We start from the raw sequence: 18,149 nt of genomic DNA, 5'->3' as shown, positions 1-18,149 counted from the left end.
TATTTTTTTTCATTAAAATCTAATGCGACAGGTGTTTTTTGAACTAGTTCAAATGCCATTGCTTACAGCTCCACTAATTTTGTTCCATTAATTTAAAAAATAAGAAAAACATGAAAATTTTATTCAAACATAGCGTGGCATTATGCCTGACTTTATTTTCATTCCTATTCATTAACGCACAACAAAAAAGAAACATGGAAAACACGGCTTTATTAATTATTGACATTCAGAATGATTATTTCCCGGGAGGAAAAATGGAACTGGCCGGAGCAGAACCGGCTGCCAACAATGCAAAGAAGGCACTGGAGTACTTCAGAAAAAACAATATTCCCGTCATTCATATCAAGCATATTGCGGTGAATGAAGGAGCAGAATTTTTTCTTCCCGATACTTCCGGAGCAGAAATTCATTCATCGGTTTCACCAAAAAATGATGAAAAAATAATCATCAAACATTTTCCCAACAGCTTCCGGGAGACCGATCTGTCAGAATATTTACAGAAAAAGGGAATTAAGAATCTTGTAATTACAGGAATGATGACTGATGTCTGTGTAGATTCTACGGTCAGAGCCGCCTTTGATCTTGGATTTAAAAACACTGTCATCGGAAATGCAACGGCAACCAGAGACAGAGTGCTGAACGGGCAGGTTATAAAAGCAACCGACGTACAGAGATCTTTTCTTGCGGGAATGTCCGCTTTGGGAAATCTATATGCCGAGATTGTAAGTGATATCGGAAGTTTTTGATATGTGATTCTTTAAATCTTCTCTTTTAATCCTTGTCAAGATTCAAAACCTCGGCAAGGATCATGATTTCTCATACAATAAGCGATGATCGTATCCTGTTTTGCGGCGTCAAATTAAATTCTGTAATTTTCGCCAAACTAATAATTGTTTTTATGCAAAACCGAAATAACACTGAAATCTTTTCTCTGGGTATTACAATGGCAGGGGCTGTATCTGCCGGATGCTACACAGCCGGAGTTATGGATTATCTTTTTGAAATCCTTGATCTCTGGGAAAAAGCGAAAGAAGGTAAAGTGTTAGAAGAGTATTCGGACAAAATTCCAAAACATAGGGTAAGAATTGATGCCATGGGTGGAGCCTCAGCTGGTGGAATGACTACAACAATGGCGGCAATTTATGCATTAAACGGAACTGTAAACCCGGTAAAAGAAGCTGTTAATTTAGATGAATCGAAAAACAATATTCTGTATGACAGTTGGGTTTTGATGGGAGAAAATGATACCCAGGAAAAAAGATCTCTGCTGGAAAAACTTTTAGATACTAAAGATCTGGAAAAAGGAAAATTCAATTCTCTTCTAAATTCCGAATTCGTTGATTCCATTGCAGACCAGGCGTTTTTGGCGGATAAAGATGTTGTGTTAAAACAAAAGGTTGACCAGCTTCCTTCTTACATTTCTAAAGATTTACAATTATTATTTTCCCATTGTTTTTTAAGAGGTATTCCTCTCGATGTAAATTTCGAAACCTCAATTTCTAAGTTTGGAAGGAAAAGCGTCATCCCTAATCACAGTACTTTTGAGCACTATATTGTCACGCAGTACAGATTAAACAACGGATTACAGCCTGATAAAGAAAAATATCTGTGGTTAAATCCTTATGATAAACCCTATGCAGATACATTAAAGCTTTCCACAATTGCTACCGGAGCTTTTCCTATTGGTCTGGCTTTTCGGGAATTTAAAACGGAAGATCTGGGCGATGCCTATTTAAAAACTACGATAAAACGGATTATCACAGGTGAATTTGGAGATGATAATCCTTCAGCTAAGAATATTAAATTAAAGTTTTTTCCTAAAAATTATTCATCTGTTGTCATTGATGGTGGAGCTATAAATAATGAGCCGTACCGGGAAGTTCTTAGTGTTCTTCAACATCAGAACAGTAAAGCTCCGGATGATGGGTATCCGCGTTACGGGATCATTATGATCGATCCTTTTCCTGACAGAGCTCAGTCGCAGAAGCCTTATTCAAGGCCCAACGATGCTATTGATGTGGCACAGGGGATTATCGGAACCTTATTGGATCAGTCCAGAATCAAAAGAAGGGAAATGCTGGAGACAGAATCGAATAAGTATTTTAAGAGTATTGTATTTCCCCGAAAATGGAAAACCAATACGGACAATAAAATCATTGGGCCGCCGGATACGGTTGCATGTGCTTCGGCAATGGCATTTGGAGGTTTTTTAGATAAGAGTTTCAGGCAGCATGATTTTTTCCTAGGACGGAATAACGCGAGAAATTTTTTACGGTATTTCTTTTCGTTTCCTTATGATAAACTTAATAATGACATTCATCCTATTCACAAAACCTGGACAGACGAGATGATAGATGCTTTCAAATTTGAAAAGGTTAAGAACAGCGGTAAGTTCTACCTGCCCATCATTCCTGATCTTTATCTTTTATCAGAAAGCGAGGAAACAAAACTGAGCAGGAGAACTCAATATGATATTCCCAAAACACCGCGTTATCGTCCTGAAGAATTGTTTAAGCTGGAAAAGAAACTGAAGCAAAGGGTTAGTAAAATTTTTGATGTCATCCAGTCCCGTGATTCCGGTGAACATATAAATAAGACGACTATAAAAAACGCAGTAGCAGAAAAATGGATCAAGAAAAAATATGGCAAAAACTGGTTAGACAAAGCCGGTGATTTTATCATGAGTCCCGCATATGGTTTAGGAATGTTTTTCGGAAAACGAGTCGTGGCAAAAAAAATAACCCGGATGATTATATCAGAAATTTTAAAAGATCTTGGGAAAAAAGGACTTTTGGAAGATAATGAGAAATAAGAATAACAGAACATGTTGGATCTCCTTTTAGAAAATATCAGCAGACATATTCATCTTTCTGATGAAGAATTTGAACAGTTCAGCAGGCCGTTCGAGCTTCGGAAAGTTAAAAGAAAAGAGATGGTTCTCAAAGAAGGAGCATATTGTCTTTTTGAAGGATTTGTCGCGAAGGGATGTTTTAAAGTATATTATCTGAATGAAGGCGGATCTGAACAGACCCTGTATTTCGCCGTAAAAGGGTGGTGGATCACGGATATCGACAGCCTCATCAATGATGTTCCGAGCATTTTGAATATAGAAGCCCTTGAAGACAGCGAAGTGTTGATGATTTCAAAAAAAGATAAAGAGATGCTTTACGAAGATATGCCTCAGATTGAAAAGCTTTTCAGGATCATGAATCAGCAGTCTTCGGTAGCTTTGCAGAGAAGAATTCTTTCTTTAACCGGAAAGACTGCCGATAAACGCTATCTTGAATTTTTAGAGAAATATCCTGGCCTTGAACAGAGGCTAACGCAGCAGCAGGTGGCTTCTTATCTGGGAATTACCCATGAGTTTTTAAGTAAGATCAGGAAGAAGACTTCTTTAAATAAGTAGTTCGCTGAATATCATTAATTTAAGTGGTGGTAGGGCTTATCAGGGAATAGAAGGCTTCAATAACATGAATAGGTTTATTATATCCTGAATTTTATGATATTAAAAATTGAATTTTCCTTAATGAATTTCACGTTATTAAGAATGGTTCAAAATAACCTAAATAGGCCTCAAAGTGACAAAAAACAGCTTTTTTTAGCCCCTTTGTTGCTTATCATTCTTATTTTTGCATGTCAAGTAAAATAAATCATGAAGAAGCTCCAAGATATTCTTATCTCAACCAGAACAATGGCTGTGCTGTTACTGGTGTATGCATTTGCGATGGCTTATGCAACGTTCTTAGAAAACGACTACGGAACTCCTACAGCTAAGGCTCTAATTTATGAAGCAAAATGGTTTGAATTAATCATGTTCTTGCTCATTCTTAATTTCGTAGGAAATATCGCAAGATACCGACTGTGGAAAAGAGAAAAATGGCCGGTTCTTGTTTTTCACCTTGCCTTTATCCTTATTTTTATAGGAGGTGCCATTACAAGATACATCAGTTTTGAAGGTACCATGCACATCAGAGAGGGGGAAACTTCCAATGAGATTGTGACCGACAAAAATTTCTTTAAAATTAAAATCGAGGAAAAGGGTGATGCTCTGGATTACCAGGATATTCCTTATCTGATGTCTCCTCTGCACAAAGACTTTAAAGCAACTTACGATTTCCACGGAAAAGAAGTAAAAGTTTTTACAAAAGACTATATCCAGAGAAAAAAAGACAGCTTAATTGCTGAGCCCAACGGTACAGAATATCTTCACCTGGTTTCTACAGGAACTACAGGAAGACAGAATATCTACATCAAACCGGGCGAAACAAAATCCATCAACGGAACTTTGGTAACGTTCAACAGAGCAATCGAAGGGGCTGTGGAATTTAAAAAAGAAGACGGAAAAATATTCATCAAAACTCCTGTTGATGCTGCCTTTATGACTATGGCAACGCAGGCTACGGGAAGTACTAAGAAAGATGAATTCCAGCCTTTGGTATTGAGAAGTCTATATACCATCAACGAATTGAAACTGGTTGTTCCTGAAGGTCTTAAAAAAGGAAGATTGATGGCTTTCGAAGGGGACAAAAAGAAAGACGCGATGGTACCTGATGTGCTTAGAATAGAGCTTCAGGGGCCAAAAACAAAGCAATTGGTTGATCTTTCTGTAGAAAAAGGAAATCCAAATGCCTTTAAGCAGGTAACGATGGACGGGCTGAACATTATGGTAGGTTTCGGACCTAAAGTATATAACACGCCTTTCGCCTTGAAACTGGATGATTTCGTAATGGAAACTTACCCTGGAAGTACGTCTCCAAGTGCTTATGAAAGCCACATAAAAATCATTGACGAAGGAAAAGAAACCCCTTATAAAATTTACATGAACCACGTTCTGAACCATAAAGGATACCGTTTCTTCCAGTCAAGCTTTGACCCGGACAGAATGGGAACTGTATTGTCTGTAAACCACGATTTCTGGGGAACCATTATCTCTTACATCGGATACGGACTGCTGTTCTTAGGAATGTTTGTGATCTTCTTCTGGAAAGGAACTCACTTCTGGAAACTGAACAAAATGCTGACAGATATCAACAGGAAGAAAAACGCTGCAGTAATTTTATTGTTTTTAGGTTTAGGCTTAAATGCACAAAAAATTGAAACGCACGGTACCACGGATGGAAGCAGAGAACATATTCATGTGGAAGGTGACAATCATTCTCACACTCCGGCTCCGGGTGCCCAACCGCTTGATGGTGCTGCTCCAAAGCAGAATTCACTGGCCGCTCCTTTAAGCAGAATGAAATCTATCTCTCCGGATGAGATTATTGCAAGAAACAGAATTAGCAAAGAACATGCAGATAAATTCGGATACCTTTTGGTACAGAATTTCGACGGAAGAATTGTTCCGATCAACACGGAAGCGCTGGATGTTTTAAGAAAACTATACAAAAAAGACGAATTCAAAGGAACAGACGGAAAGTCGCTTACGGCTAACCAGTGGTTCCTGTCAATCAATACAGACACACCAAGCTGGACGATGGTTCCTATGATCAAAGTAGGGACGAAAGGAGGTGATGAGTTGAAAAATAAAACAAAGGCTGACGAGGAAGGATACACTTCACTGATGAACCTTTTCCCTGCAGATGCCAACGGTAATCTGACTTATCTTCTTGAGCATGATTATAACACTGCATTCCGTAAAAAACCGTCTGAGCAGACCAATTACGATAAAGAAGTTATTTCAGTAAACGAAAGGGTACAGATCTTCAATGAGTTCTTCAGCGGTCAGTTTATGAGAATTGTTCCCGTAAAAAATGACGCGAACCATACATGGCATTCATGGCTTGACCAGAAATTCGAACCGGATATGGAATCGCAGCAGGTAATGGGACCTTATTTTGCAGAAGCTCTTACTGCTCAGAAAACAGGAAACTGGAGCAAGGCAGATACTGAATTGGCAAAACTTTCAGACTATCAGCAAAAATGGGGTAAAGCAGTAGTTCCTGCAAAATCTAAAGTAGATCTTGAGGTGTTCATGAACGAAGTGAATATTAACTTCAAATTATTGATTTTCTATACCATAATAGGTGGATTATTATTGATTTTTGGTTTTGTTGAATTGTTTAAACCAAGTAAAGCTTTAAATACAGCTATCAGAATAATTATCTATGTGGGACTTGTAGGATATATTTTACATTTCCTTGGTCTTGTTGCAAGATGGTACATTTCAGGACATGCACCTTGGAGTAATGGTTATGAAGCAATTATCTTTATTTCTTGGGTAGGTATTTCTGCGGGACTCATGTTCTATTTTGGTTTCGGAAGACTTTCTTTAGCTGATAAAGCTGTATTGGCTGCAAAGCAATTAATCACTAAAAATAAATCTAACGCATTAATTCCTGCATCAGGATTTATGGTGGCCGTTATTATGATGGGATTTGCGCACGGAGGTTCAGCGCTTGATCCTCAAATTACGCCGCTTGTTCCGGTATTGAAATCTTACTGGCTGATTGTTCACGTAGCAATCATTACATCAAGTTATGGTTTCTTCGCTCTATCCATGATTATTGCTGTGATTTCACTTGTATTTTATATTGTTTCAGATAAAGATACCTATAAACTTCACCACGATACGACGTTAAAAGAACTGGTCATCGTTTCTGAAATGTCTCTTACTATTGGTCTTTTCGCCTTAACGGTAGGAAACTTCTTAGGAGGAATCTGGGCTAATGAATCTTGGGGAAGATACTGGAGTTGGGACCCTAAAGAAACATGGGCATTCATCTCCATCATGGTGTATGCTTTTGTATTGCACATGAGATTGGTTCCAGGATTGAGAAGCAGATGGGCATTCCACGTAGCGACGATGTTTGCATTTTGTTCTATGGTAATGACTTATTTCGGAGTAAATTACTACCTGAGCGGACTTCACTCCTACGCAGCAGGAGATCCGGTTCCGGTTCCGGCCTGGGTATACATCGGATTAGGAACAATGCTTCTTTTATCAGTAGCTTCTTACTTTAAATTTAAAACCTTAACGAAGAAATAAAACGTTAACAAAATAACAACTGAAATCCTGGAATTTATTTTCCGGGATTTTTTTTGTTCGGGGTTTCGGGATCGAGTTATAAATGATGAGTTATGAGTTATGAGTTTGTTCCGAGGTTTGGGATAAAAGGATGTTAGCTGCAAATTATTTTATAGTAACGACCAATTGTTCCCAACCCAAAAGATGGGTAGCTTAAAACATTACAAAACCAATCATAGCTTTCATACCCCTCCACTAATCAGCCCCAGACCACGCATCTCGCATCCTGAATCCCGAATCCCGCATCAAAAAACTCATCATTCATCACTCAAAGCTCAAAACTATTCCATATCTTTATGATATCAAAACAATATCAAATTAAAAATTGCAATCATGGAAAAAGTATTAAAGCCCATGTCGGGCTATCTGGCATTAGTCTTCTGTCTTATTTTATTTGCAGGAGCCGTCTATTTTTTTATTTCCGGAGTTGAGCAGAGTATCACGTATGTCATCCTTGCGATGCTTTGTTTTCTGCTGTTCTGCTTCTTTCTGAAAGGATTGATGATCATTCAGCCGAACCATTCAAGAGTATTGAATTTCTTTGGAAAGTACGTAGGAACGGTAAAAGACAACGGATTATTTTTTATCAATCCTTTGTACTCGTCACAGAAAATGTCACTGCGTTCGGAGAACCTTCAGGGCCAGACATTGAAAGTAAACGACAAAATGGGGAACCCTATTGAAATTGGAGTCGTGATGGTTTGGAAAGTAGGAGATACCTATAAAGCAGCATTCGATGTTGAGCGGTATTCAGACTTTGTCAAAATGCAGAGTGAAGCGGCAGTACGTCATTTGGCGATGAGTTTTCCTTATGATAATTTAGAAGATGATCATGCACCGATTACTTTGAGAGAAGGTGGTGATAAAATCAATTCTATTTTAGAGCAGGAACTGACTGACCGTCTTTCAAAAGCGGGAATTATCATTCAGGAAGCAAGAATTTCTCACCTGGCTTATGCTTCAGAAATTGCAGGAGCGATGCTTCAGAGACAGCAGGCCACAGCTATTGTAGCAGCAAGAACGAAGATTGTGGAAGGAGCAGTAGGAATGGTAGACCTTGCATTGAAAAAACTGTCTGAAGAGAATATCGTAGAACTTGATGATGAAAGAAAAGCAGCCATGGTAAGCAATTTAATGGTGGTACTTTGCGGTGAAAAAGCAGCACAACCCATCTTAAATGCTGGAACACTTTACTAGATGGAGAATGAAAAATGAATTCTTAGACTCAGTTGACTGAAATGTCTTTGCATCGTATGCATTATTGAAAAGAATTATTAAACAGGCAAAGAGAAAAAATGAAATCGGAAAAAACTTCAAAACCCTCCGAAAGCAAAAGTAAAAAATCTTTTGTGATAAGGATCGATGAATCTACCTACAAACAGGTGGAGAAGTGGGCCAATGACGAGTTCAGGAGCGTAAACGGGCAAATCGAATACCTGTTGCATCAAAGCCTGGTCAATTCGGGGAGGAAAAAGAAAGACACGGATGAGTAAACCTTCACAGGTAACCTTCCAAAAAATCAAATCAATAAATAACCCAATTAACCTTATACAACAAAAAAAGCAGAGAAATTTCTCTGCTTTTTATATTTTTAATAAATCAAGTGTTATTCAAACAAAGTGGTAAAGTAATTACTGATTACGGTCCAGAAATTCTTACCCAGGAAATAGATCAGGGTAGAAGTGATAATTCCTTTTACCGTGAAGAATATAATCCCGCCAATCCCAAATTTCTTCACCAGACTTTTCCATTTGGAAGTCTTCTTTTCCTCTGCTGTATGAGTATCCTCTACGGTCTTGTTATTTTCCATTCCTGAAATTCAAAAGATTACGGTACAAAGATAAGCATGTTTATAATTAGTCCAAATAAAAAGCGGCTTAAAAATTAAAATTTTGAGGTTCGCATAATATTTCTATCTTTAGAGGAAACGAAAAGTAACATTTTATGTCTAAAAAAGTAAAGGATTTCGGAATCGAAAAAACACTCAAAAACCTTGGTATTAAAGAAGAAAATAAGGGGACTTCAGTGGGCGGAAAATATTTTGCTTCGGGGAAAACGATAGAAAGTTTTTCTCCCGTAGACGGCAGACTAATCGCCAAAATTAAGACTTCCGGAGAAAGTGATTATGACAAAGTAATTGAGACGGCTCAGAAGGCGTTTCAGGAGTTTAGATCCATCCCTGCTCCTAAAAGAGGAGAGATCGTTAGGCAACTTGGCCAGAAATTAAGAACATATAAAGACGACCTTGGAAAACTGGTTTCTTATGAAATGGGTAAATCCCTTCAGGAAGGTCTTGGAGAAGTTCAGGAAATGATTGATATCTGTGATTTTGCAGTTGGGGTTTCAAGACAGCTTCACGGGTATACCATGCATTCGGAAAGACCCGGTCACAGAATGTACGAGCAGTATCATCCGCTTGGCGTGGTGGGAATCATCACTGCATTCAACTTCCCGGTTGCTGTATGGGCGTGGAATACCGCTTTAGCATGGATCTGCGGAAACGTGACGATCTGGAAGCCATCAGAAAAAACACCATTGTGTGCGATTGCATGCCAGAACATTATGGCTGAAGTAGTAAAGGAAAACAATCTTCCTGAAGGTATTTCAAGCGTATTGGTAGCTGACCATGAGATCGGGCAGAAACTGGTAGATGATAAAAGAGTTTCATTGGTTTCTTTCACAGGTTCTACAAGAGTAGGTAGAATGGTTTCTTCCAAAGTAGCAGAAAGATTCGGGAAATCTATCCTTGAATTAGGTGGAAATAACGCTATTATTATCTCTAAAGATGCTGATATTGACATGTCTATCATCGGAGCTGTTTTCGGAGCTGTGGGTACAGCCGGACAGAGATGTACGTCTACAAGAAGACTGATCATCCACGAAAGTGTATACAACGAAGTAAAAACAAGATTGGTAAAAGCTTACGGACAGTTGAAAATTGGTAATCCATTGGATGAAAATAACCACGTAGGACCGCTTATCGATGTAGATGCAGTAAACCAATATGAAGAGGCTATCAAGAAATGTAAGAAAGAAGGTGGGAAATTTGCCGTTGAAGGTGGCGTTCTAAGCGGAAAAGATTACGAATCAGGATGCTATGTGAAGCCATGTATCGCAGAAGTTAAAAACTCTTATGAGATCGTTCAGCACGAGACTTTCGCGCCGATCTTATATTTGATCAAATACAAAACATTGGAGGAAGCTATCTCTATCCAGAACGATGTTCCTCAGGGATTGTCATCTGCTATCATGACCCAGAATCTTAGAGAAGCAGAATTATTCCTTTCTCATGCAGGTTCAGACTGCGGTATTGCGAACGTAAACATCGGAACTTCAGGTGCTGAAATCGGAGGTGCTTTCGGTGGTGAAAAAGAAACCGGAGGCGGAAGAGAATCCGGATCTGACGTTTGGAAATACTACATGAGAAGACAAACCAACACAATAAATTACACAGCTCAGCTTCCTTTGGCACAAGGGATTAAATTTGACCTGTAAAAATTCTAATTTAAATCATTTAACGATTTAAAAATTTAAAAATTAATAACCTGGAATGTTTAAATCTTTTTAATCATTCAATTTTTAAATCAAACACAGTTAATTATGGAACAAACAATTGATATAAAAGCAAATAAAGTAAAAGAAACAGTAGGAAGACACGTTTTGGCAGACGGCTTTGATTTTGTGATGGATATTGAAAAATCCCACGGTTCATGGTTATATGACAAGCTTACAGACAAAGAGTACCTGGATATGTTCTCGATGTTTGCATCAGCTTCTGTAGGGTACAATCACCCTTATCTTGTAGAAAGATCAGAATGGCTGGGAAGAATGGCGGTTAATAAGCCAACTTTGGCAGACGTGTACTCAGAAGAATATGCTCACTTTCTGGAAGTTTTTGAAAGAGTAGTGATTCCTGAGGAACTGCAGTATGCTTTCTTTATTGAAGGTGGAAGTTTAGGGGTGGAAAATGCAATGAAGGCGTGCTTCGACTGGAAAACGCGTAAGAATTTTGAAAAAGGACTTCAGACGGAAGCCGGGATCTGTATCCATTTCAGACAGGCATTCCACGGAAGAAGCGGCTATACATTGAGCTTAACCAATACTTCTGACCCAAGAAAATATCAGTATTTCCCGATGTTTGAATGGCCAAGAATCTTAAATCCTAAACTGTCTTTCCCTATTACGGAAGAGAATTTAGAGGAAACTATTAAGAACGAAAGATTAGCTCTTCTTCAGATTGAGGAAGCTATTCTGATGAATCCTGATAAAGTGGCATGTATCATTATTGAGCCTATCCAGGCTGAAGGTGGCGACAATCACTTCAGAGATGAGTTCTTAATGGGATTAAGAAAACTGTGTGATCAGAATGAGATCTTACTGATCTTTGATGAAGTTCAGACAGGTATTGCCATTACAGGGAAAATGTGGGCGTTCCAGCATTTTACAGCAAAACCGGATATTATTTCTTTCGGGAAAAAAGCTCAGGTTTGCGGAGTTTTAGCGAACAAAGAAAAATTTGATCAGGTTCCGAACAACGTTTTCAGAGAAAGTTCAAGAATTAACTCTACTTTCGGAGGGAACTTTATCGACATGCTTCGTTTCCAGTTGGTGATGGAAGTGATCGAAAAAGAAAACCTTGTGGAAAACGCAAGAGTGGTTGGAGATTATCTGTTGGAAAGATTAAAAGAACTCGCTCAGAAATATCCTTCGAAAATTTCAAATGCAAGAGGAAGAGGCCTGATGTGTGCTATTGATCTTCCTTCTGCAGAAGACAGAAATCATCTGATGAACGAGCTTTTCAAGGATGGATTGATCATTCTTCCATGTGGAGATCAGTCACTTCGTTTCAGACCACATCTTAATGTTACACAGGAAGAAATTCAGTTAGCATTGGATAAAATCGAGAGCAATCTTAACAAAATTTAAAATCAAAGATTTGTAATTTTCAAAAAAACATTGTACATTTAGATACTCAAACGATATAGAATATGGAAAGAAGTACGAGAGTATCGGTTTTTGAAAGTGATAAGCCTTCAGAAATCCAGTTAATAAAGTCTAAATTGGATGATGCACAAATTACAAACAGCGTCGAAAACAGTTATCTTACATTCACGACAACGCCTACCGCAACGTCGCTGAAAGTGATGGTAGATCTGGAAGACGAGAAGAATGCATTCGAAATTATAGATGCTTATCTTCAACAAAGTGAAAATCAATAAAACAATTTCATAATTTTAAATTTTACTACTTCGAACCGAAAATTAATTTTAATTAGTTTTCGGTTTTTTGGTTCAAATAATAACATTTATTTAAAGATTTAATAATTTAAAAATTCAAAGATTAAGAGATTAAGGAATTCTGGACTTTTTGTTTTGTGGGATAAAATATTCAATAGAGGTGGGCTTTAGCCCGCCGCCTCGATCCGGCTTAAAAAGAAAAAGGTTAAAGAATTAAAAATTGTGACTTTGTATTCTGTGGGATAAAATACTCAATAGAGGTGGGCTTTAGCCCGCCTTCGAGGTAAACATAACCAGATCCGGCTTTAGCCAAAAAAAACAACGAATTTCTTAATCTCTAAATTACTCAATCTCTAAATTCTCAATAAAAAATAAACAACAATGAATGCAGAAACTAAGCTGAGAAAAGCTGAAATTGAAGACAGAAATGCCATCTGGGCCATCATCCAGCAATCTATTGAAAGAAGAAAACAGGACGGAAGCACCCAATGGCAGAATGGTTATCCTAACATGGGAACGGTAGAAAGTGACATTGCAAAAGGTTTTGGATATGTGATGACCATAGACGGAGAGATTGCTGTATATGCGGCTTTGATCTTAAATGATGAACCGGCTTACAGCACTATTGAAGGAGCGTGGCTGAGTGACGGAGAATTCGTTGTGGTACATAGAGTGGCGGTTGATGGAAAATTTGCCGGTCAGGGAATGGTGAAGAAATTATTTGACCATATTGAAGATTTTACAAGATCCCATGAAATACAAAGTGTAAAAGTAGATACGAATTACGATAATATCGCCATGCTTAAAATCCTTGAAAGCAAAGGGTATTCCTATTGTGGTGAAGTAGTTTTGGCGGACGGACTCAGAAAGGCCTATGAGAAGATTATAATTTAAGGCAAAAGTTAAATCAACTTTCATTGAATTTTTAAAAGAAGTTGTATTTATAAACTCTATCATGTTTGTTCGTTTAGTTCTGAACTAATTTCTACTTTTGTCAAAATTTTTATATTATGCACCAAAGTATAGAAATTGATGAGAAAATTTTTCAAGATGCCGTAAAGTTTTATGGCACCGTTTTCAATCTACCGCCTTTAGCGTCAAAAATCTATGCCTACCTGCTTTTCGATTATGAGAAAGTAGGTATTACTTTTGACGAATTTGTCGAAGTGCTTTCTGCAAGCAAGAGCTCTGTTTCCACCAGTATTTCATTACTGCTGAATGCGCAGCTCATCATCGACCACAACAAAATGGACGAGCGAAAACGGTATTTTTTCATCAATGATGAATACAAGAAGATCAGATTTGAAAAAATTGTTCAAAAAATGGAGGACGAACTCAAACTGCTGGATGACCTAAACAACTTTAAAAAAAATCATGACAATGAATACAACGAACGCGTAGAAGCTTACAAAGCACTCTTATATAAAAACATAGAAAATATTCAGGAATCTCTTAATAAACTTTAAAATGAATAATAAGCTAGTTATACTTTCTATTGCAGCGTTTTCACTGACTGCCTGCAAAAAAGAAGCTCCAAAACAGGACGGCCCGAAACCTTATCCTGTGATCAACGTGGAGGCGAAAAATATCGTAGGCTATCAGACATTTCCGGCTACCATCCAGGGAAGGGTCAACAATGATGTCCGCGCAAAAATACAGGGATATATCACTCAGGTTTTAGTAGACGAAGGGCAGTATGTTACAAAAGGACAGCCTTTGTTCCGTCTTGAAACCAATATCCTCACCGAAAATGCTGCTGCTTCCAAAGCCGGTATCGGTGCAGCCGAATCTACCATTGCAGCGGCACAGGCTTCTGTAAATGCAGCTCAGGTGGAAGTGAACAAACTGAAACCTCTTGTTCAGAAAAACATCATCAGCAGTGTACAGCTGCAGACCGCTCAGGCTAATCTTGCACAAGCTCAGGCACAGTTGCAACAGGCTACTGCAGCCAAAAGACAGGCGGTAGCCAATTATAAAGGGGTAGAAGCCAATATAGAGTATTCCGTTATCCGTGCGCCTATTTCAGGAGTTATCGGGAGACTTCCTTTAAAAGTGGGAAGTTTAGTAGGTCCTACAGATCAGACTGCTTTAACGACTATCTCAGACACTTCTGAATTGTATGCTTATTTTTCTATGAATGAAAAAGAATACTTTGATTTCCTTGAAAAATCTCCGGGAGCCAGTATGTCAGAGAAGATCAAAAATCTTCCGATGGTTGAGCTTCAGTTGGCGAACGGAAGTATCTATTCTGAAAAGGGTAGAATTGAAGCCATTACAGGGCAAATTGATGCGACAACAGGAACCATTCAGTTCAGAGTGGCCTTCAAAAATCCACAGAAATTGCTGAGCAATGGGAATAGTGGATCTATCAGACTTCCAAAAGCATATGATAATGTATTGGTAGTACCTGAAAGCGCAACTTACGAACAGCAGGGTATCGTTTACGTGTACAAAGTGGATAAAGGAGATACGGCAAGAAATGTGGTGATCAATGTGATCGACAGAATTGACAATATGGCCTTAATAAAAACAGGTATCAATAAAGGTGAAATGATTGTTGCTGCAGGGATCGGAGGACTGAAAACAGGAACTGCCGTGAAGCCGAAACCAGTAAAAATGGATAGCCTTGTACAATCTATAAAACCGAAATTCTAAAATGATTAAAAATTTTATAAACCGACCGGTTTTATCCACCGTAATCTCAATTTTGATTGTGATTCTCGGGGTTTTGGGGTTAATTGCCCTGCCAGTCACACAGTATCCGGATATTGCACCACCCACAGTAAGCGTTTCAGCGAACTATACGGGAGCCAATGCGGAGACTGTTATGAAAAGTGTTGTAGTACCTCTGGAAGAACAGATCAACGGGGTGGAAGGAATGGATTATATTACTTCCAGTGCCGGAAATGATGGTTCAGCACAAATTCAGGTATTCTTTAAACAAGGAATTGATCCGGATATTGCCGCGGTAAACGTACAGAACCGTGTGACCAGAGCAACCCCCTTACTTCCAAGTGAAGTAACCCGTTCCGGAGTTGTTACACAGAAACAGCAGACCAGTGCCTTGATGTATATGTCTTTCTATTCTGAAAACAAAGACCTGGATGATGTATATCTTCAGAACTTTTTGAATATCAACATTATTCCGAACTTAAAAAGAATTAATGGAGTAGGTGATGCCAACGTTTTCGGGGGTAAAAATTATTCCATGAGAGTTTGGCTTGATCCTTCAAAAATGGCAGCTTACGGATTAACTCCGGATGATGTTACGGCTGCAATTAATGAACAGAGTAGAGAAGCGGCTGCCGGTTCTATCGGACAAAACAGTGGGAGCTCTTTTGAATATATCATTAAATATGTCGGAAAATTCAACGAAAAAGAGCAATATGACAACATCATCATTAAAGCGCTTCCGGATGGACAGAACTTGATGCTGAAAGATGTAGCTAAAGTTGAATTGGCAGGACAGTCCTACACAGGAGTCGGTGAAAACGGAAACAACCCGTCCATCAGTATGGGGATATTCCAGACACCGGGTTCCAATGCCCAGGAAATTATTAAAAATATCAAAACCTATCTGAAATCAGCAGAAGGAAGCTTTCCTCAAGGGGTAAAATACACGTTTAACTTTGATACCAACGAATTCCTTGAGGCATCCATTGAAAAGGTGGTTCATACCTTAATTGAAGCCTTTATTCTGGTATTTATCGTGGTGTATATTTTCTTACAGGACTTCAGATCAACATTAATTCCGGCCATTGCGGTTCCGGTATCTATTGTGGGTGCATTTTTCTTCCTGAATTTATTCGGATATTCATTAAACCTTTTAACCCTGTTCGCATTGGTTCTTGCCATTGGTATTGTGGTGGATGACGCGATTGTCGTCGTCGAGGCCGTTCACGCCAAGATGGAACACGGTATTTCCGATGCTAAAAAGGCAACCGTAGAGGCGATGGATGAAATCACAGGAGCTATTATCTCCATTACTTTGGTGATGGCGGCAGTATTCGTTCCGGTGACGTTTATTACAGGTCCAACGGGGGTTTTCTACCAGCAGTTTGGTATTACGCTGATCATTGCGATCATCATTTCTGCGATTAATGCATTAACGCTGAGTCCGGTTTTATGTTCATTATTCTTAAAACCTCACTCAGAGCATCATTCAGAATATAAAAACTTAAACCTGTTACAGAAATTTTTCTACAAGTTTAATATTGCTTTCAAAACGGCAACCGACCGTTACGGAAGAGGATTTGTATTCTTGTTAAGACATAAATGGGTGACACTGGTCATCTTTGCGGTGACAGCAGGTATCCTGTACTGGGCAAGCGGAACTATGAAAAAAGGTTTCGTTCCTACAGAAGACAGAGGGATTATCTTTACAGACGTACAGCTGCCTCCGGGAGCTTCTATGGAAAGAACATACAACGCTTTGAAAACACTTCAGGCTAATGCTTTAAAAGTTCCAGGAGTACAAAACGTAACGATTTCCACCGGTAGAGGTTTCTTATCCGGAAACGGAAGTAACAACGGTCTTGCCTTCGTGAAGCTGAAACCATTTGAAGAAAGGAAAAAAGACGGGCAGACCTCTGAAGATATTACTAAAAAGCTATTCGGTATTTCAGGAAAAGTTCCGGATGCGAAAATCGTATTCTTCCAGCCGCCAAGTGTACCAGGTTTTGGTAACAGTGCCGGGTTTGAAATGGTATTGCTGGACAAATCAGGAGGAGACTATGCTGATCTCGACAACAAAACCAACGAGTTCATCGGGAAGCTGATGCAGAGACCTGAGATTGAATTTGCCCAGTCATCATTTAATACAAAATACCCTCAGTATCAGATGGACATCAATGTTCCTTTGGCCAAGCAGATGGGTGTTTCTGTAAACACGATTTTAAGTACGATGCAGGGATATATCGGAGGGGTTTACACCGCCGACTTTACAAAATACGGGAAACAGTTCAGAGTAATGGTTCAGGCACTTCCTGAAAACAGACAGAACATCAATAACTTAAATGAATTGTATGTGAGAACTGCTTCCGGAGTCATGTCACCAATCTCTCAGTTTGTAACGCTGAAAAAAGCATACGGACCACAATCTGTAAGCCGATATAACCTGTTTACTTCGGTGAAGATTACAGGAGCCAACTCTGCAGGATTCAGTTCTGGAGATGCCATTACCGCTGTACAGGATGTGGCCAAAGAAACTTTAAATCAAAATTATGATGTAGAGTTTACGGGGTTAACAAGAGAAGAATTAAATTCAGGATCTCAGACTCTTTTGATCTTTGGATTAAGTTTAATTTTCGTTTACTTTATTCTTTCTGCTCAATATGAGAGTTATATCCTTCCGTTGGTTGTGGTCATTTCTCTTCCTCTTGGGGTAATGGGAGCGTATTTCGGACAAAAAATAATGGGCTTGGAAAACAATATTTATTTCCAGATCGCTTTGATTATGTTGGTTGGATTGCTCGCGAAAAACGCCATTTTGATCATCGAATTCGCTGTTCAGAGAAGGCATCACGGGGAAACCATTGTCATGTCTGCCATCAATGCTGCAAAAGCCAGATTAAGACCGATTCTGATGACCTCATTTGCATTCATCTTCGGATTATTACCATTGGTTCTTGCGAGTGGAATCGGAGCGGTAGGTAACCGATCTATTGCAACAGGTGCAGCGATAGGATTATTGATAGGTACCATTTTAGGACTTTTTGTAATTCCTGTTTTGTATGTGATTTTCCAGACTTTACAAGAAAAAGTGAAGCCGATTAAAAGAGAAGATATCAATTTAGCAGAATAAAATTAAGGTTTAAGATGTTAGAAGTTAGAAATTAGAATCGAGTCTAAAAACTAACTTCTAACTTCTAAACTCTAACTTCTAA

The 18,149-nt window shown here is 38.7% G+C and carries 14 protein-coding genes; 13 read left to right on the top strand and 1 reads right to left on the bottom strand.

Annotated features, from left to right (window positions below):
* Positions 1-110 precede the first annotated feature (110 nt).
* The 6 genes from BM143_RS11635 to BM143_RS11610 all read left to right on the top strand — a co-directional run bounded on the left by BM143_RS11635 (position 111) and on the right by BM143_RS11610 (position 8,520).
* Positions 111-746: a cysteine hydrolase family protein gene (locus BM143_RS11635; protein WP_090024641.1), complete on the top strand. Its 636-nt coding sequence runs from the start codon at positions 111-113 to the stop codon at positions 744-746.
* 152 nt (positions 747-898) lie between these two features.
* Complete coding sequence (locus tag BM143_RS11630) at positions 899-2,812, top strand: patatin-like phospholipase domain-containing protein (RefSeq protein WP_090024640.1); 1,914 nt, start codon at positions 899-901, stop codon at positions 2,810-2,812.
* 12 nt (positions 2,813-2,824) lie between these two features.
* The gene (locus BM143_RS11625; RefSeq protein WP_090024639.1) at positions 2,825-3,406 is read left to right on the top strand and encodes a Crp/Fnr family transcriptional regulator; all 582 of its coding nucleotides are present in this window, start codon (positions 2,825-2,827) and stop codon (positions 3,404-3,406) included.
* Positions 3,407-3,652: 246 nt separating this feature from the next.
* Positions 3,653-6,988 carry a cytochrome c biogenesis protein CcsA gene (gene ccsA, locus BM143_RS11620; protein ID WP_090024638.1) on the top strand — a complete coding sequence of 1,112 codons (3,336 nt, stop codon included), beginning with the start codon at positions 3,653-3,655 and terminating at the stop codon, positions 6,986-6,988.
* A gap of 372 nt (positions 6,989-7,360) precedes the next feature.
* Positions 7,361-8,224: an SPFH domain-containing protein gene (locus tag BM143_RS11615; RefSeq protein ID WP_090024637.1), complete on the top strand. Its 864-nt coding sequence runs from the start codon at positions 7,361-7,363 to the stop codon at positions 8,222-8,224.
* Between the two features lie 98 nt (positions 8,225-8,322).
* The gene (locus BM143_RS11610; protein ID WP_047453265.1) at positions 8,323-8,520 is read left to right on the top strand and encodes a type II toxin-antitoxin system antitoxin; all 198 of its coding nucleotides are present in this window, start codon (positions 8,323-8,325) and stop codon (positions 8,518-8,520) included.
* A gap of 113 nt (positions 8,521-8,633) precedes the next feature.
* Here the strand turns inward: BM143_RS11610 and BM143_RS11605 are convergent, their stop codons facing one another.
* The gene (locus BM143_RS11605; protein ID WP_072923564.1) at positions 8,634-8,837 is read right to left on the bottom strand and encodes a hypothetical protein; all 204 of its coding nucleotides are present in this window, start codon (positions 8,835-8,837) and stop codon (positions 8,634-8,636) included.
* A 134-nt stretch (positions 8,838-8,971) separates the two neighbouring features.
* Between BM143_RS11605 and amaB the strand changes: the two genes are divergently transcribed.
* From amaB to BM143_RS11570, 7 genes are all read left to right on the top strand, one after another.
* The gene (gene amaB / locus BM143_RS11600) at positions 8,972-10,522 is read left to right on the top strand and encodes an L-piperidine-6-carboxylate dehydrogenase (RefSeq protein ID WP_090024636.1); all 1,551 of its coding nucleotides are present in this window, start codon (positions 8,972-8,974) and stop codon (positions 10,520-10,522) included.
* 105 nt (positions 10,523-10,627) lie between these two features.
* The gene (lat, locus tag BM143_RS11595; RefSeq protein WP_090024635.1) at positions 10,628-11,953 is read left to right on the top strand and encodes an L-lysine 6-transaminase; all 1,326 of its coding nucleotides are present in this window, start codon (positions 10,628-10,630) and stop codon (positions 11,951-11,953) included.
* 62 nt (positions 11,954-12,015) lie between these two features.
* Positions 12,016-12,246, top strand: coding sequence for a DUF2007 domain-containing protein (locus tag BM143_RS11590; protein ID WP_034727856.1), 231 nt, complete (start codon positions 12,016-12,018; stop codon positions 12,244-12,246).
* Positions 12,247-12,645: 399 nt separating this feature from the next.
* Entirely contained in the window at positions 12,646-13,158 is a 513-nt protein-coding gene (locus BM143_RS11585) for a GNAT family N-acetyltransferase (protein WP_090024634.1), read from the top strand.
* A 116-nt stretch (positions 13,159-13,274) separates the two neighbouring features.
* Positions 13,275-13,730: a transcriptional regulator gene (locus BM143_RS11580; protein WP_034727861.1), complete on the top strand. Its 456-nt coding sequence runs from the start codon at positions 13,275-13,277 to the stop codon at positions 13,728-13,730.
* A gap of 1 nt (position 13,731) precedes the next feature.
* Entirely contained in the window at positions 13,732-14,919 is a 1,188-nt protein-coding gene (locus BM143_RS11575) for an efflux RND transporter periplasmic adaptor subunit (protein WP_090024633.1), read from the top strand.
* Between the two features lies 1 nt (position 14,920).
* A complete protein-coding gene (locus BM143_RS11570) occupies positions 14,921-18,067 on the top strand; it encodes an efflux RND transporter permease subunit (protein ID WP_090024632.1) in 3,147 nt (1,048 codons plus the stop codon).
* Positions 18,068-18,149 lie beyond the last annotated feature (82 nt).

The organism is Chryseobacterium oleae (assembly GCF_900115055.1).
GTDB lineage: Bacteria > Bacteroidota > Bacteroidia > Flavobacteriales > Weeksellaceae > Chryseobacterium > Chryseobacterium oleae.
The sequence above is the reverse complement of the archived record's forward strand: the minus strand, read 5'-3'. Positions and strand labels throughout refer to the sequence as shown.

Bases quoted from the DNA above. Each gene is read 5' to 3' on its own strand.
- amaB (WP_090024636.1), top strand. From the start codon at position 8,972: ATGTCTAAAAAAGTAAAGGATTTCGGAATCGAAAAAACACTCAAAAAC.
- lat (WP_090024635.1), top strand. From the start codon at position 10,628: ATGGAACAAACAATTGATATAAAAGCAAATAAAGTAAAAGAAACAGTA.
- BM143_RS11625 (WP_090024639.1), top strand. From the start codon at position 2,825: ATGTTGGATCTCCTTTTAGAAAATATCAGCAGACATATTCATCTTTCT.
- BM143_RS11570 (WP_090024632.1), top strand. From the start codon at position 14,921: ATGATTAAAAATTTTATAAACCGACCGGTTTTATCCACCGTAATCTCA.
- BM143_RS11590 (WP_034727856.1), top strand. From the start codon at position 12,016: ATGGAAAGAAGTACGAGAGTATCGGTTTTTGAAAGTGATAAGCCTTCA.
- ccsA (WP_090024638.1), top strand. From the start codon at position 3,653: ATGAAGAAGCTCCAAGATATTCTTATCTCAACCAGAACAATGGCTGTG.
- BM143_RS11630 (WP_090024640.1), top strand. From the start codon at position 899: ATGCAAAACCGAAATAACACTGAAATCTTTTCTCTGGGTATTACAATG.
- BM143_RS11580 (WP_034727861.1), top strand. From the start codon at position 13,275: ATGCACCAAAGTATAGAAATTGATGAGAAAATTTTTCAAGATGCCGTA.
- BM143_RS11615 (WP_090024637.1), top strand. From the start codon at position 7,361: ATGGAAAAAGTATTAAAGCCCATGTCGGGCTATCTGGCATTAGTCTTC.
- BM143_RS11610 (WP_047453265.1), top strand. From the start codon at position 8,323: ATGAAATCGGAAAAAACTTCAAAACCCTCCGAAAGCAAAAGTAAAAAA.
- BM143_RS11585 (WP_090024634.1), top strand. From the start codon at position 12,646: ATGAATGCAGAAACTAAGCTGAGAAAAGCTGAAATTGAAGACAGAAAT.
- BM143_RS11575 (WP_090024633.1), top strand. From the start codon at position 13,732: ATGAATAATAAGCTAGTTATACTTTCTATTGCAGCGTTTTCACTGACT.
- BM143_RS11635 (WP_090024641.1), top strand. From the start codon at position 111: ATGAAAATTTTATTCAAACATAGCGTGGCATTATGCCTGACTTTATTT.
- BM143_RS11605 (WP_072923564.1), bottom strand. From the start codon at position 8,837: ATGGAAAATAACAAGACCGTAGAGGATACTCATACAGCAGAGGAAAAG.